The sequence below is a fragment of the Streptomyces sp. NPDC060205 genome (genome assembly GCF_042728395.1).
Taxonomy (GTDB): domain Bacteria; phylum Actinomycetota; class Actinomycetes; order Streptomycetales; family Streptomycetaceae; genus Streptomyces.
The window spans coordinates 1-14,079 of sequence record NZ_JBHWZP010000067.1; the positions used below are offsets into that span (position 1 = coordinate 1).

The 14,079-nt window shown below is 67.9% G+C and carries 15 protein-coding genes and 1 pseudogene; 10 read left to right on the forward strand and 6 right to left on the reverse strand.

Features of this window, described 5'->3' with window-relative positions; all coding sequences use genetic code 11:
- Window positions 1-142 precede the first annotated feature (142 nt).
- Window positions 143-1,108: an SDR family NAD(P)-dependent oxidoreductase gene (locus ACFWGJ_RS14625; RefSeq protein WP_387323786.1), complete on the reverse strand. Its 966-nt coding sequence runs from the start codon at window positions 1,106-1,108 to the stop codon at window positions 143-145.
- 157 nt (window positions 1,109-1,265) lie between these two features.
- Between ACFWGJ_RS14625 and ACFWGJ_RS14630 the strand changes: the two genes are divergently transcribed.
- The 3 genes from ACFWGJ_RS14630 (at window position 1,266) to ACFWGJ_RS14640 (ending at window position 3,004) form a co-directional block, all read left to right on the forward strand.
- Window positions 1,266-2,114, forward strand: a complete 849-nt coding sequence (locus tag ACFWGJ_RS14630) for a helix-turn-helix transcriptional regulator (RefSeq protein WP_387323788.1) — start codon at window positions 1,266-1,268, stop codon at window positions 2,112-2,114.
- 158 nt (window positions 2,115-2,272) lie between these two features.
- Complete coding sequence (locus tag ACFWGJ_RS14635; RefSeq protein ID WP_387323790.1) at window positions 2,273-2,503, forward strand: hypothetical protein; 231 nt, start codon at window positions 2,273-2,275, stop codon at window positions 2,501-2,503.
- 156 nt (window positions 2,504-2,659) lie between these two features.
- Window positions 2,660-3,004: a hypothetical protein gene (locus ACFWGJ_RS14640; protein WP_387323792.1), complete on the forward strand. Its 345-nt coding sequence runs from the start codon at window positions 2,660-2,662 to the stop codon at window positions 3,002-3,004.
- Window positions 3,005-3,249: 245 nt separating this feature from the next.
- Here the strand turns inward: ACFWGJ_RS14640 and ACFWGJ_RS14645 are convergent, their stop codons facing one another.
- Window positions 3,250-3,858, reverse strand: a complete 609-nt coding sequence (locus ACFWGJ_RS14645) for a TetR/AcrR family transcriptional regulator (protein WP_387323794.1) — start codon at window positions 3,856-3,858, stop codon at window positions 3,250-3,252.
- Between the two features lie 177 nt (window positions 3,859-4,035).
- Here ACFWGJ_RS14645 and ACFWGJ_RS14650 point away from each other — a divergent pair, with 177 nt between their 5' ends.
- Window positions 4,036-5,007, forward strand: a complete 972-nt coding sequence (locus ACFWGJ_RS14650; RefSeq protein ID WP_387323796.1) for an alpha/beta hydrolase family protein — start codon at window positions 4,036-4,038, stop codon at window positions 5,005-5,007.
- Window positions 5,008-5,050: 43 nt separating this feature from the next.
- A complete protein-coding gene (locus ACFWGJ_RS14655) occupies window positions 5,051-5,647 on the forward strand; it encodes an NADPH-dependent F420 reductase (protein WP_387323799.1) in 597 nt (198 codons plus the stop codon).
- Between the two features lie 283 nt (window positions 5,648-5,930).
- On the opposite strand, the gene ACFWGJ_RS14660 is transcribed toward ACFWGJ_RS14655, so the two are convergent.
- Window positions 5,931-6,317 (reverse strand): HNH endonuclease family protein, encoded by a 387-nt coding sequence (locus ACFWGJ_RS14660; RefSeq protein ID WP_387323801.1) that lies wholly within the window; start codon window positions 6,315-6,317, stop codon window positions 5,931-5,933.
- An 886-nt stretch (window positions 6,318-7,203) separates the two neighbouring features.
- Here ACFWGJ_RS14660 and ACFWGJ_RS14665 point away from each other — a divergent pair.
- The 3 genes and pseudogenes from ACFWGJ_RS14665 to ACFWGJ_RS14675 all read left to right on the forward strand — a co-directional run bounded on the left by ACFWGJ_RS14665 (window position 7,204) and on the right by ACFWGJ_RS14675 (window position 10,447).
- A complete protein-coding gene (locus ACFWGJ_RS14665) occupies window positions 7,204-8,103 on the forward strand; it encodes a virginiamycin B lyase (protein WP_387323803.1) in 900 nt (299 codons plus the stop codon).
- A gap of 378 nt (window positions 8,104-8,481) precedes the next feature.
- Window positions 8,482-9,081: pseudogene (locus tag ACFWGJ_RS14670) on the forward strand (HAD family hydrolase); the annotation flags it as partial.
- 418 nt (window positions 9,082-9,499) lie between these two features.
- Window positions 9,500-10,447: an SMI1/KNR4 family protein gene (locus tag ACFWGJ_RS14675; RefSeq protein WP_387323806.1), complete on the forward strand. Its 948-nt coding sequence runs from the start codon at window positions 9,500-9,502 to the stop codon at window positions 10,445-10,447.
- A 73-nt stretch (window positions 10,448-10,520) separates the two neighbouring features.
- Here ACFWGJ_RS14675 and ACFWGJ_RS14680 read toward each other — a convergent pair whose 3' ends face one another.
- From ACFWGJ_RS14680 to ACFWGJ_RS14690, 3 genes are all read right to left on the reverse strand, one after another.
- Window positions 10,521-10,853 (reverse strand): hypothetical protein, encoded by a 333-nt coding sequence (locus ACFWGJ_RS14680; RefSeq protein ID WP_387323808.1) that lies wholly within the window; start codon window positions 10,851-10,853, stop codon window positions 10,521-10,523.
- Between the two features lie 165 nt (window positions 10,854-11,018).
- Complete coding sequence (locus ACFWGJ_RS14685; protein WP_387323810.1) at window positions 11,019-11,501, reverse strand: hypothetical protein; 483 nt, start codon at window positions 11,499-11,501, stop codon at window positions 11,019-11,021.
- A 72-nt stretch (window positions 11,502-11,573) separates the two neighbouring features.
- Complete coding sequence (locus ACFWGJ_RS14690; RefSeq protein WP_387323812.1) at window positions 11,574-12,542, reverse strand: hypothetical protein; 969 nt, start codon at window positions 12,540-12,542, stop codon at window positions 11,574-11,576.
- Window positions 12,543-13,445: 903 nt separating this feature from the next.
- Between ACFWGJ_RS14690 and ACFWGJ_RS14695 the strand changes: the two genes are divergently transcribed.
- Window positions 13,446-13,733 carry a DUF6415 family natural product biosynthesis protein gene (locus ACFWGJ_RS14695; protein ID WP_387323815.1) on the forward strand — a complete coding sequence of 96 codons (288 nt, stop codon included), beginning with the start codon at window positions 13,446-13,448 and terminating at the stop codon, window positions 13,731-13,733.
- A gap of 20 nt (window positions 13,734-13,753) precedes the next feature.
- Window positions 13,754-13,993 carry a hypothetical protein gene (locus ACFWGJ_RS14700; protein ID WP_387323817.1) on the forward strand — a complete coding sequence of 80 codons (240 nt, stop codon included), beginning with the start codon at window positions 13,754-13,756 and terminating at the stop codon, window positions 13,991-13,993.
- Window positions 13,994-14,079 lie beyond the last annotated feature (86 nt).

A 14,079-nucleotide genomic window follows, 5' to 3' on the forward strand; every position in this document is an offset into this window, starting at 1 on the left:
AACGATCTCCTCGTAGCCCTGGATCACGAACGGCACGAACTCCTCCGGAACGAGCGCGGGGCATCCACGGCAGTGACGGGTTCTCGTCACCGTCACCCTCGTGCCTGTGCCCGGTAGGTGACCATCGCTCCCAGCCGCCCGTCTACCGTAGCTGCGCCGCCTCCTCCTCATCGGTCAGGTGGACGAGGCGCTTGGAGTCGTCCCACAGCCGTGCCGCGCGCCGCTCGTCGTAGGAAAGCCGCGCGGAGCGTACCGGCGAGAGGGTTCTGTCGTGCGCCTGGAAATACGTGCCGGACACGTTCGCATGATCGGGGTCGGCGGCAAGTGCTGCCAGTGAGGCGCCTGAGAACTCCGCGTCCGACGTGGTGGCGCCGATGCGGCGCATGACCCACTTCATGGCGGCCGTGTTCGAGGCCCACTGCACCGGCTTCGGCATGCCGTGAAGGAATCCGGTCTCCGGCACCGCTCCCGGATCGAAGACGATCGAGGACACCGGGCTGTTGGCCTTGCGCAGTCGGCGGTTCAGCTCGTAGGCGTACATGACGGTGCACAGCTTGGAGGTGGTGTAGCGCTTGCCGGCTGGCAGCGGCTTGGCACCGTCCTTCCCGGCGGTGGCCAGAGCTATGGCGTCCGGCTCCACGGAGCGACCGACCAGGCGGCCGTCCGTGGTGTCCGGGTCGTGGGTACCGCTGGCGGTGTAGACGACCCGGCCCTTCCCGGTGAGCATCGGGAAGAGCAACTGGACGAGGAGGAAGTGCCCGAGGCAGTTGGTCGCGAAGGTCGTTTCGTATCCGTCGGGGCTGTAGGAGACGTCACCGTCGAAACGTCCGCCGGCGTTGCAGACGAGCGCGTCGAGTCCGGTGACCTCACCGGAGTCGACCATCGTGCGCATCTGTGTGGCGGCCGTCCTGACCGAGGTGAGCGACGACGTGTCGAGCGTCAGCATCGTCACGGACACGTCGTGCCGCGCCCTCAGCTCGTCGGCGACCGGTCGCATCCGCTCCACGCTGCGGCCCGCCAGGACGAGGTCGGTGTGCTGCGCGGCCAGGACCCGCGCTGCGGCGAGGCCTATGCCCGAGTGGCCGCCGGTGATCAGTATCGAAGTCATAGCCGTTCCTTTGGATGTGATGTTCCCGCCACGACAGGTCGGGAAGCGGGCTCAGCGGGCCGAACCAGCATCACCGGCCGGGCGGCGTCCCAGCCAGGACCAATCTGTCCGCCGCTGATGGCTGCGCGGAACGGACGGGCCGGGGTCTACTGGAGACATGATTGATCGTTCCGGTCTCGCCGATTTCCTGCGTCGTCGCAGGGAACTCCTACGCCCGGCCGACCTCGGCCTGCTCGACGGTGTGCGGCGGCGCACACCGGGGCTGCGGCGCGACGAGGTGGCGCGGCTGGCCAACATTTCGACGGACTACTACGCCCGGCTGGAGCAGTGCCGCGGCGCCAATCCCTCCGAGACGATTGTGGCGTCGCTGGCCCGTGCGCTGCGCTGCGATCCCGACGAACGCGACCACCTGTATCACCTGGCAGGTTTCTCGGCGCCGGCCCGCTACTCGGGCGGGTACGTGCGGCCCGGGGTGATGAGTCTGCTGGACCGGCTCGACGATGTCCCGGCGTGCGTCGTCAGCGATCTCGGCGAAATGCTATGGCAGAACACCGTCGCCCGAATCGCCCTGGGATGGACCACGGAGCGCCGCTCCGACCGCACGGCGAACATCGTGTGGCGGTGGTTCACCGAGCCGGCCCTGCGCTCCTGTTTCCCGCAGGAGGACTGGCCGCGGCATTCCCTCGCGCACGTCAGCGACCTGCGGGCGACCTCCGCGCGACGGGGAGGTGACGCGGATGTCATCGATCTGGTCAACGACCTCCTGCGGCGCAGCGAGGAGTTTCGTCTCCTGTGGGAACGCCACGAGGTGGCGGTGCACCGCTTCGACCGGAAGAGGTACCTGCACCCCGAGGTCGGTGTCCTGCACCTGACCTGTGAGGTGCTGCTCTCGCCGGAGGCGGACACCAGAGTCCTGGCGTTCTTCCCGACCGCCGGCACCGACGCGCGCGAGAAACTCGGACTGCTGAGGACGATCGGTACACAGGACTTCCGCACGGCCCGGTGACCCGTCCAGCGTCCAGGTTGCGGGCGGCCTCCACCTCAACGCAGCACGGCGGTAGCGGAAGAAGTGCGGAAGGCTCGGCTTTGTGGGTTGCCCGCCGAGACGGCAGGGTCCTGATCGTCGACGGGCCGTCGACGATGAGCTCGCCCTCGCAGGGACCGGTGATCGACACCTTGGCCCCGTGGGCCTACAGGTGCGGCTCCGCGCAGCGCGCGGACGTGGAACAGCTGGTCCGCGGTCTTGCCCTCGTGATCAGCGCCGGGTCGCTGTTCGCCCTGATCGACCTCTGTGGCCTGACTCCCGACGACGCGATCGCCGGCCTCGTGACCACCGCGCGGCAGATGGCCGCAGCGGCAGTCGCGGACACCCCCATGAGACCAGCCACCGACTGAACCGCCGAATGCTACGTGTACCGCGATCGCAGTACGGCGACTGCTGCGCATGCGGGACGTCACTGGTCCGCCTCGCCTCTACTCTCAGGAGTGAAGGCATACGTTCCGGACATGTGGGTGAGGTGGAGGCTGGTTGCGGCACTCTGGGTGCCGGCGGTGATCGCGGCCGTACTCGGACTGCTCACCCTCCAGGTGATCGACCTGAGCGACGCCCGAGCGCTGGGTGCCGGGCATGTGCTCCTTGTCGTCGCCGGCAGTGTCGCTCTGCTCATGCGGCGCCGGGCGCCCATCCCGACCCTCGCCGCGGTGCTGGTCCTGTCGGTCGTGAACCAGGCCACCGGGGCCCTCATCGACGTCATGATCCCGGCCATCCAGGTCGCGGTCTACACGGTTGCCCTGCGGACCGGCCGACGCGGGGCGTGGACGACCGCCGCGCTGACAACAGCCTGGGTCGCGGTGACCGTGCTCTCGTTCCAGTCCGAGTTGCCCGTCAACGCGTAGCGGCTCGTCGCGCTCGCGTGGATCATCGCGGCCGCCGCGGTCGGTGACGCAGTGCGCAGCCGACGTGCCGTCACGCAGGAGCCGGACGAGGCTGCGGCGCGGGAGCTGGCCGGCTGGGCGTGCTGAGCCAGCACGTCCAGCACGCCGTCGACGGGCTGTCTCCAGATGAACGTGCCCATCCCGTCGCCGTCCTGGGGGCAACGCAGGCTTCGGCGAGGCCGGTTACGGTCGGCGTGGCCCGCGCGTCAGCGGTCGAGCTTGAGTGCGCCGTGGCCGACGCGGGTCGTCTCGGCCACGCTGCGGATCAGGTTCAGCAGGTCCTCGTGCAGGCGATCGGTCATGCAGCCCTCGGCGACACTGCGCTCGAAGGACCGGTTGATGCCTCTGATCGCCGCACGGCCGGCGGCCTCGAACGGGTCCTGCTGATCGGTGCCGTCGAAGGGGAACTCGGTCCCGGGGGTCCGGCGGGACACCTCGACCTCGGCCAGGGCGGCGACGCCGGGATTGGCGAGCGTCATCGCGCGGGTCAGCGCCGCCTCCTCGTGGTCGAGGTGCTCACGCAGGTCGCGCCACCACTTGTCGACGAGCTCGACGAAGCCGGCGGACGGATCGGCGTGGTAGAGCGCGATGAGCCGCTGCTCGCGTTGGGCCGGCCACTCGGTGACGAAGTCGAGCTTGGAGGGGAAGTAGCCCGTCACCGTGCGCGGGGCGACATCGGCGGCCGTGGCGATGTCGGCGATGGTCGTTCCCTCGTAGCCGTGTTCGACGAACAGGCGCAGAGCGGTGTGCAGGATGTGGCGCCGACGCCGCGCCTTGTTCCGCTCCCGCAGTCCGGGACCGTTGGCTGTCGTCACCGTGCCCTCCCTCTCACCGTTCCCCGCTACATGATTCTTGCCGTACGCAGCATACACACCTCACCCGGCATAAATGCCTCCTTGCGCAAAATTGCCTTTGATGGCAAGATTTTTTGTTGCCGGTTCGACAGTGTGTCCGAACGGACGGCAACTGCCTGCGGACCGTGCGCATAGGAGATGGTTTTGAACACTGCATACGCCGACGCATCCGGGTTCCCGGTCGGTGATCCGACGTCGATCCTGAGCTACAGCCCCGTCGTCCTCGACGTCCCGGACAGGCCTGTCCAGCTGGAGATCAAGGTCACGGCGCCCGCGACGGGCACCGGGCTCCCGGTCATCGTGTTCTCCCACGGGCACGGCGGCGCGAACTTCCTGTCCTCGCTGCGCGGCTACGGCCCGCTGGTTGACTTCTGGGCCGCTCACGGGTTCGTCGTCGTCCAGCCGACACACCTCGATTCCACGGTGCTCGGACTGCGCGAGCAGGACCTGCCCGACGCGCCGCTCTTCTGGCGCGACCGCGCCCTCGACATGCACGCTGTCCTGGACCGCCTGCCGGAGATCCTCGGCGCCGTCCACGGTCTGCCGGAACGCGTCGACACCAGCAGGATCGCGGCAGTCGGTCACTCGCTGGGCGGCCACACGGTATCGCTGCTGATGGGCATGCAGGTCCTGCAACCGCAGGATTCCCGGGAGAAGGACCTGTCGGACCCACGCCTGACGGCAGGTGTCGTCATCGGGGGCCCCGGCGTCGCCGACGAGCACTTCGGTTCGTGGGCCAGGGAGAACTACCCGTCGCTGCAGTACCCCGACTTCGCGACGATGACCGGCACCACGCTGGTCGTGGCCGGCGACGAGGACCTGAACCCGAACTTCTCCAGCCGCCTGAGCTACCGATGGGACGCCTACACGCACAGCCCGGCCGGGAACAAGACGCTGCTCATGATGCGGGGAGCCGGGCACCTGTTCGGCGGGATCTCCGGCTATGACGCGGCCGAGACCACGGACGAGAACCCGGCCCGCGTCGCCGCACTGCGCGCACTGATCCTGTCCTACCTCCGTTCCCAGCTTCTCGGCGACCGGTCCTGGGAGAAGGCGCTCGACCTGCTCCCGTCTCTGCCGGAGCCTCCCGCCACGGTGGAAACCAGGTGAGTACGCGACGCCGCCCTCACCGAGAGTTGAAAAGGAGCAGTCCGTGAACATCGCCGTCCTGGGAACCGGCAAAGTCGGCTCTGCGCTGGGCGCACGCCTGACTTCGCAAGGCCACCGTGTGCTCTACGGATCCCGAACACCCGCAGGAACAGACCGGCTCGACCACCGCAGCGCCGTCGTCTCCTCCGACCTCGTCGTCACCGCCCTGCCCGGCGCCGACGTGCTCGGCGTCCTGGACGAGATCGGGGAGGAGGCGCTGGGCGACAAGATTCTGCTCGACCCCTCAGCGACGATCACCCCGCAGACCGCCACGGGGCACGCCGGCGCCGGGGCTGCCGTCGGGGTCCAGAGACGCTTCCCGCGTACACGCGTGGTGAAGACCCTCAACACGATGAACTTCACCATCATGGTCGATCCGCTCGCATCGGTCCCCGCGGCCACCGTCTTCGTCAGCGGTGACGACGTCGCAGCCAAGACGGTGGTCACCGGCCTGCTCGGCGACCTGGGCTGGCCCGGTACCGCCATCATCGACCTGGGCGGCATCGACACGGCTGCCGCGACCGAACAAGCCGGCTCGCTGTACTTCGCAACCGTGCGAGCCCTGGGCGATGCGAGGTTCAACCTCACGGTATCGCGATGACAGGGACAGCACCGAAGCGCGGACCCGGTACGCGGAGAGGCATGCTGTGAACCTGCCGGACGGCCACGGCCACGGCCGGACACCGGCCCGGCCCGATCGGACGGCCCGTCTCGTACGGGCCGACCAGTTCGGCACAGCCCTGGCCTGAGGGGACTCCAAAGGTGGCGTGTTCACGGTGATACGGGTGAGCAGGCCGGGCGGGTCCACCCGACCGGGTCGGGCCGTCCGTCGGCACCCGTGGCCTGTGGTGGGCGTGCGCTGGCGGGCCGGTCCGGGAACGTGGTTATGGCGCAATCTGGTAGTCGACCGTCTCCTGCCCGCAGCCGGCGGCGAGTTCGGTCAGGGCGGTGCGTTCGCGGTCGTCGACGGTCAGCTGCCAGCGCAGGTTGGTCGCCACCCGGTCGGTGGCGTAGGTGCAGCGGGCGTCGGCGAGCGGGGGCCGCCAGTCGGCCGGGTCCTGATCACTCTTTGAGCGGTAGGTGCGGGCGGTGACGGCCACCAGGGAGCGGTCGGCGTCCAGGTCGTGGGCGTACGCATGCCGCCGGGCCGGCGTCCAGGCGCTGGCACCGGAGTCCCAGGCCTCAGCCAAGGGCACCAGGTGGTCGATGTCCAGGCCGCCCGGCGCGGTCAGCGTGACCCCGTCGTAGTAGGAGTACCACTCACCTCCCACGACTTTGCAGCCTGCCTCGATGGTCGGCTCGACCCGGGATTCGGCGATCAGCACCTCGGAGCGCGTGTGGCACGAGTCCCGGTCGGCGTCGACCCAGTGCTTGAAACTCGTGCGCTGGCATCCGTCCCGGGACTCGACCGCGGTGGGCAGGAGCTAGACGGCGTCGGCCAGCGGCAGCAACTCCACCCGCGCCTGGTGTGTGGCGGCGGGCGCAGCGGCGAGCGGGAAGGGTAGGAGGGCAGCAGCAGTGACTGCGATCGTCGAGAACATGAGCTCTTGCTAGCGATGATCGGCCGCGATCCGCCCGGACTTGGGCCACTCCTCACCCGGGCGAGGGCAATGGTGGTACCGCAGGCGCACCGCCTGACGCTCTGACCGCCGTTCGCCGGCCCGGGGGAGAACCGGCGCCGCCTGCCGGAGATCTCCGTACGCGCGGCGGGAGGTTGTGAGGGAAGTTCCCGGAGCGGAAGGTCCCCCTTTCCGGTCTGATTGCGTCATCGTCACCTGTTGCGCTGGTCCGTGTGGCTACGCTCGGTTCGCATGGCGATGAGCGGGGCGCAGGTCAAGGTGGTGCGGTTAGGGCGGCGTGGGACCAGGTGAGGATCCTGCGCTCGGCAGACGACCAGCGGGCGTGGCCCATGTTGAGCGAGCGCATCGCGGCGGCCACCGACGTCCACGGCACGGAGGAACTCCTGCGGGACAGGGAAACCAGTCCGCTGCGGTTCTGTGCCACCAAGCCTCGCTCTCTGGCACCACACCAAGAACCGGGCCCTCGGAACCAAGCGCTCATCGCGCAGCAGGTTTAACCAGAAGCGGTCATCGGAGCGAGCTGGATAGCATCCACAATCGCTTACCTCCACCGCCCAACTACGAAGGGACCTGCCCTATGCCGCGTCGTCCGACCGTATCGATCGCAGAATTCCCCGTGTCCAGCAGGGAAGCCGGGCCCTACGGAATCACCTGCGGTGCCGACGGCGCACTGTGGTTCACGATGGTCCACCACGGACGGATCGGCCGGGTCACCCCCGGCGGCGACGTCACCTCCTACCAACTCGAACCCGCTTCTACCGGACCGTCGATCATCACCTCCGGACCCGATGACGCCCTATGGTTCACCCAATTCCGCGCCCATCGGATCGGCCGCATCACCACCACCGGAGACGCCGAATCGTTCCCGCTGCCGACACCGGACGCCGGCCCGTTCGGAATCACGACCGGGCCCGATGACGCACTCTGGTTCACCGAGGCCAGTGCCGACCGCATCGGCCGCATCACGACCAGCGGTCAGGTCACCGAATTTCCGCTCCCGCTGCCGGGAGCCTTCCCCTCGGCTATCGCCACCGGCCCCGGCGACAGGCTCTGGTTCACGATGAACCAGGCCAACGCGATCGGCTCGATCGGACTCGGCGGCGACATCTCCGTCTACCCGCTCCCCACCCCCGCCGCCGCTCCGGTCGGCATCACCGCAGGTGCTGATGACGCCATGTGGTTCGTTGAGATCGGCGCCGGCCAGATCGGACGGATCGCCCCAGACGGGAAGATCGACGAGTTCGCCCTACCTGATCGCAGCTCACGCCCCCACGCGATCGCCACCGACACCAGCGGAGACTGCTGGTTCACCGAATGGGGCGCCAACCGCGTCGGCCGGATTACCCCCGCCGGCCGAATCGACGAGTACGACCTCCCCAGCCCGTCCTCCGAACCACACGGAATCGCACAAGGACCAGACGGCGCAATCTGGACAGCCCTGGAAATCGGAACGATAGCCCGACTCACGCCACGCTGAGACCCAACCTCCCAGTCAGGGACGACCCCCACACGCTCATCGGCACGGCTGCCTTGCCACCCCACCAAGTCCTCCCAGCTCAACACCTCCTTCCGGACTAACTTCGTTGGCAACGGACAGCGACCGCTCCCCAAGATCTGTGCCAGAACCGGTTCTTGGGAGCACTTCGCGATCAAACAGCTCGGAGATGTCGATGAGAACTGACACCGCTGGAACAGCTGAGTGACTGGCCGCAGGACGTGAAGTGATCCTCACCCGTTGGCCTGGCGCTTCTGGTCTTGACCTTGCCCGAAGGTGAAGGCCGACAGTGTGCAGGGCAACCAGGCCAGCGATCTCCGTGCCCTTGGCTCGGCCGGAGACGGGATGAGGGGACCGTTTATGGAATCGCGCTGCGTCATTTTTGACATCGGCGGAGTCTTGGAGATCACACCCCCGACCGGGTGGCTGCACCAATGGGACGAGCGGCTTGGACTGCCCCTGGGGAGCGTGGACCGGCGGCTGGATGACGTCTGGCAGGCCGGGGCCGTCGGGACAATCACCGAGACGGAGGTACGGGCGCAGGTCGGTGCCCGGCTCAGCCTTGATGCCATGCAGGTCGAGTCGTTCATGTCCGACCTGTGGGAGGAGTATCTGGGGACCCCGAACGTGGAGCTGATCGAGTATGTCCGCGGGATGCAATCCCGCTGTCGGCTGGGCATCCTCAGCAACAGTTTCGTGGGCGCCCGTGAGCTGGAGACAGCGATGTACCAGTTCGACGAGCTGGTCGAGCAGATCTTCTACTCCCACGAAATCGGTGTCTGCAAGCCCGACCGGCAGGCTTTCGAAATGACGTGTGCTCGCCTGGAAGTACGCCCGGCGGACTGTCTCTTCATCGATGACTACGACGTCAACATCGAGGCCGCCCGAGCCGCGGGGCTGCAGGCTCACCTCTTCGAGGGCAACGAGCAGACCATCGCCCGCATCGCGGCTCACCTGGACAGCGCGACGTCACTCGCCACCTCCCACGGGGCCTTCAGCCAGCCTGTACCTGTTCGGTGCCCCGCCAGGGGCGAGACGGTTCTCGCGGGGTGCCGTATCGCGCCCTTGAAGAGGGCCTCGCGGTCTACCGAACAGAACTCGTGGGCTCGGGAATCGGTTGGCGGTGACCCGCTTCGCGGCCCATTAGGAATCGGTTCCGGTCTCAATAGCTGACGCTGTCGAGGATCTTGCCACGGCCAGGGATTCGGTGGTAGTCACCTACATCTGGTGTGGTGGGGACCTGTGGTTCGCAGTAGACGGGGGGCTGGCAGGTGCGCTCTGCAGGGCAGGTCGTCTGTCGTACCCCTTGCCGGTGTACGCGCGGGCCTACTGTGTGGAGGGTGCCGTCTCTTATCCGACCAGCAAGGAGCATCAGGCTGTGAAGGTTGAAATCCAGCCGGACGTACGTGACATTGCAGCCCGGCTCGGGGCGGATGTCCCCTACGCATTAAAGGCCTTGGCCGGTCAGCTGGCCGACGACCCTGACATGGGCCGGCCTTCGGAGCTGCCCGGCGTTTTGACGGTGGCGGTCGACGGGGACATGTTCGATGACTGTCCTGACCTGTCCGTAGGCTATATCCGCGAACCGGACCGTATCGAGATCCGGTTCCTCAAGGCCGTTGGTCCCTCCACGATCTCCACGGGCGCTCCTGACCGGGACCGGGAGCAGGGCGGGGACCCGTCCGGTGACCTTGTCTCCGCGGCGACTGCCGTACGGGAGGTCGCCGACGCCTGGGGCCGTATCACCGGCTGGCTGAAGGACAACGCTCCCGCTTCCTATGCCGCGCTCCGCGCCGGCGCCAGTCCGGCGGCCATCGCCGCACTGGAAGAGGATCTCGGCATCCCGATACCCGTTGAGCTGCGCACGCTGTGGATGCTGACCGGCGGCGACGACGGAGCCGACGGCTGGGGATGTCTCCCGGGCAACATGGCGCTGATGAACCTGGACGCCGTGGCCGCCCGCTACCGGCTGAAGATGGGCGCCCAGACCCAGCAGGCCGTCCTCAACGCCGGCCGTCCCGAGGAGGAGCGGATCACCGTGTGGGAGGCGACCCGGATCCCGGTGATCGCCTTGGGTCCGGCCGACCACACCATGGGCCTGTACCTGGACGCCGCTACCGGCTACCTGGGGTTCTTCTCCCGCGAGGTCGAAGCCGCCGGCGACGTACTCGACACGCTGGTCACCTACCTGGAAGAGACCGCCGACATGCTGGAGGCCCCGGCCCTGGCCGCACGGGACAAGCCTGGCCTGATCGGCGGAACGCTGATCTGGCTCAGCAGCATCAATCCGGCACACGAGGAACGCTGGCAGCCCCTGTCCGGCTGACCACATATGAGAAGGGACCAGCCCTGCGGGCTGGTCCCCCTTACGGCGTCGCGTATCCGGTGCTCGGACTACGTCAGCCGATCTTCTCCCATGTGCAGGTGGTTGCGGTTGACGTGCAGTGCTCGTATCCCGGCAGGGTCACGAAGAATCCGTCACCGTCCAGCAGCCGCCACGACGGGGCCGGATAGTCCTTGAATGCTTCCTCGTTCTGCACGCTGTTGATGGCAGCGCGTCCGCACCGCTCCGTGCCGCTCGGCCCGTTCGTCACGGCGCGCGTGTCTGCGAGGAGGCCGAAGTTCGCCGAGCCGTCGCCCATCTTGTCCGTGAACAGCTGCGCACACTTGGTTCCCGAGGTCACCAGGTTGACGCCCTGCGGGTAGCCGCCGGACTCGTGTGTCGAGGCCATCGCATACTCGTCGCAGTCGACCGATCCCACCAACGCATCGGAGGGGTGGATGCTCCAGGCGGAGCTGGAACCGCAGATGACGTTCCTGCTGTTGGCTTTCGTCCACTTCGCGCCGGTACTGGTCGTCAGAGGGGTGTCCGGGCCCAGGTAGTGCAGCAGCGAGTCCTAGCGCTTGGACCCTGCATGGTCGGGCATCACCTGCTGCATGTACCAGTAGTAACCCCCCGCGGCCGGGTATTTGTTGGTGTCCACGGTGTAAGTCGGCTTGAAGAACGGCAGTACACAGCCCGGCAGCGACCCGCCGACGAAGTCGTCGCAGCGCGGCGCGAATTCCTGTACCTCGGGAATGCCGGAGGTACCGAAGTCCGCGGTCACGGAGGGGATGCTGCTGGCGTCCACGCTCGCGGTCACCGACCAGCCCAGGTCGATGGTCTCCTTGCCAGTCCCGTTCCAGGTGGTGGCGCGGGTGCCCCACCTGCCGTCGGTGTAGGCGTTCCAGTCGTCCGCGTCCCAGTAGGCGCTGTCGCCCGCCGCGTTGTCGAAGTCGTCGGCCCACCGGATCACCGACGTGTTGCACGCCTCGCACGTCGAGGAGGTGTTCCACTTCATCGTGACGCCGTCAAGAGCGGCGTCGATGCGCACCGGCATGATGCGGATCTGCTGGTCGAACTCCGCGAAGTTGGTCCCGCCGGCTGACTTGTTCGGATAGGCCTTGATGCGCTACTCGAAATCGAACGCGGCGAAGCCGATCGTGGCGTCGCTCGTGTCGACGAATGTCAGTGTTCCTGACCCGATGCTCTTCAGGCAGGCATCGGTGCGGTTCATGTAGTCCGCGCCGGCCGGCTCGTCCGAGCACCAGCTGACCAGGTCCGCCAACGGCGCATCGGCCGCTGCCTGAGCTGCCCCAGCGGACGACTCACCGGCCTTGCGAGCCCTGGCCGCTGTCGCCTCGCGCAGCGCCTTCGTGCGCTTTTCCGCGCGCGCCTTCGGCTCCGCGGTGGGCGGGGACAGCTCGATACACAGCTTGCGGCCCTCGGCGTCCTGCTTGCCGCAGGTGCGCTCCTGGGTGGCTTCCCGCTTCACCGTCCCGTTGGCGTTGAACGTCGGCAGCGCGGGACCTGGATCGGTGCGGGTGACCTCGGTGTTCTCCTGCGCGGTCGTGTCGATCGTCGACGACGTCTGCGCGGCGGGGAATTTCACGTACGGATCGATACGGAAGTCCGCCCATGGCGACCAGGTCGTCTCGTACAGGCTGCCGTCGTAGGCGGAGGTGCGGAACTTGTACAGCACTCCGGGCTTGAGGATGCCGTAGGGCACCGTCACCTTCGCCGTGGCGCCGGAGGCCACATACGGCGACACCAGCACATCGTTCGTGCCCGCGCCATCGAGGTCGACCTCCGCCTTCGGGGTGCCGTCCGCGTTCGCGGTGTACACCTGGAACGTCAGGTTGGAGGTGTCACCGTCCGCGTCGGTCACTGTGTTGCGCAGCACCACCTCCGGGGCGATGACCCGCCAGACCGAGCCTGACTTGGCGAACTTGGGGCCGGCCGATGGAGCGGTGCCCGACACCGGCCGCGCACCCCCGGCAGCGATGGCGTCCAGGTCCTGCGGTCCGGCCGCCGCCACCTCCGCCGGGGAATCCTCCAAGCCCGGCACGGGCGGCGTGGGGGCCGCGGCCGCGGTGCCCATCCCCGCCACCAAAGCCAGCGCGGCACCAGCCGCAACATGTCTCCACGCCGACACACGTAAGAGTCTCAATGCGTCAATCTCCCCTGCGAGTTCGTGAGTTGTACACAACAGCCCGCGAACCCCACCACGCCCCGACACAAAGCAACATGATCGAAATCATGGTTTACCGGGCATCACCTTCTTCAGGCCACAGCGTCACACCAGAGGTAGAACACCCCACCAGTCACCACAACACCCGGGGAGCCGCGCTCAGCAGACTGCACGTGTCACCCCCATCAGCGGCAATGGACTTCGGTCGCCTCCCTTGCGAGGCGCAACCAGAGCGCACCCACATCGACCAAAGGGAAAGCGAGGGGTAAATGAACTGGCCCCGTTCCCCTCGCCTGCAGCGTCTCTTCGTTATCCGCCCCGCCCAGACGGTCGAACATCTGGCCTAATCCCGGGTGTGGGGCGCGCTCCCTCTCCTGAAGATCCGACCGGGCTGCAGGCGGACGGGTCCCGTCCCGCCGCGCTGCACGGGTCGGATCTGGACGGCTGCCGCGAACCCGGGCCTGGCGGCCGATCAGGGAAGGGCGGCGCAGCGGACGCCGTCAGTTCTGCTCGCCGCTGCACAGATCACCCTCTCGCAGGGTGCGTCGTAGCTCATACCGCAGTCCGGGCAGGTCACCTCGCGCACGCGCTGCGGCCGACCGCATCCGCTCCTGGCGTATCTGACCGTCGGCCTATGGGCGGCGGAGGAACACGACGCATGCGAGGGTGACCTCCCCGGGCTGCGACGCACCCTGCGAGAACCCTGGCAGCCAGCACCACCCCACTGCATCAGCCCGCTTCCCGCGCAGGTTCGTTTCTCCAGTACGACTGTTCTCCTCGCACGGGTGACCTGTAGGGCAGTTACCGCACGGCGTGGTCGGTGGGTCGCTATCAACAGCAGATGATCAAGTCTCCTGTCCGGGGCCTCGCTGCTGCCGCTCTCAACGTCCTGCCGTACGCCGCCGCCCCGCCGGCTCACGCTGCGGAGAGCGGGCCGCGTTCGCTCTTCCCGAGGACGACGTGCCCCACGCCTGCGCCCTGGCCTGTGTCGGGGAGTCCCGCATGCGGCTCGACCTCGCCCCCGACCGCGGCCTGGCGGCGGAGCTGAAGCATGCCCAGCGGCTCGCCTGCTCCGTAAACCCCCTGTGCGACCACCACTAGAATCTTGGTGTCGCCCACATATGACGCACCCACCGCGGATCTGCCGTCACTGCGACGAGCAGATCAAGCATCCTCAGGACGAGGCCCTCGTAGCATCCGAGCCCTGCAACTCCGTCGGGGCCCGCCTCATCTACGCGCACGTCGAGCACGTCACCCTGCTGAAACCCCACCTGACGCCGCTCAGCATTCTGTGCCGCCTCCTCGTCGGCCACTCCAGTCAGGCTCCTGAACCCCGCCCCGACATCGTCGAGACCCGCTGAGAGGAGCGGACGGGATCAAGCGCACGTCCGGTTTCTTTCGCCGACTACCGCGATGGCCCCAGCCGATCGCGTGCGGCGTGAGACCA

Bases quoted from the DNA above. Each gene is read 5' to 3' on its own strand.
- ACFWGJ_RS14625 (WP_387323786.1), bottom strand. From the start codon at position 1,108: ATGACTTCGATACTGATCACCGGCGGCCACTCGGGCATAGGCCTCGCC.
- ACFWGJ_RS14630 (WP_387323788.1), top strand. From the start codon at position 1,266: ATGATTGATCGTTCCGGTCTCGCCGATTTCCTGCGTCGTCGCAGGGAA.
- ACFWGJ_RS14650 (WP_387323796.1), top strand. From the start codon at position 4,036: ATGGTTTTGAACACTGCATACGCCGACGCATCCGGGTTCCCGGTCGGT.
- ACFWGJ_RS14665 (WP_387323803.1), top strand. From the start codon at position 7,204: ATGCCGCGTCGTCCGACCGTATCGATCGCAGAATTCCCCGTGTCCAGC.
- ACFWGJ_RS14680 (WP_387323808.1), bottom strand. From the start codon at position 10,853: ATGGCCTCGACACACGAGTCCGGCGGCTACCCGCAGGGCGTCAACCTG.
- ACFWGJ_RS14685 (WP_387323810.1), bottom strand. From the start codon at position 11,501: ATGCCGGTGCGCATCGACGCCGCTCTTGACGGCGTCACGATGAAGTGG.
- ACFWGJ_RS14690 (WP_387323812.1), bottom strand. From the start codon at position 12,542: ATGGGCACCGCGGCCGCGGCCCCCACGCCGCCCGTGCCGGGCTTGGAG.
- ACFWGJ_RS14700 (WP_387323817.1), top strand. From the start codon at position 13,754: ATGACGCACCCACCGCGGATCTGCCGTCACTGCGACGAGCAGATCAAG.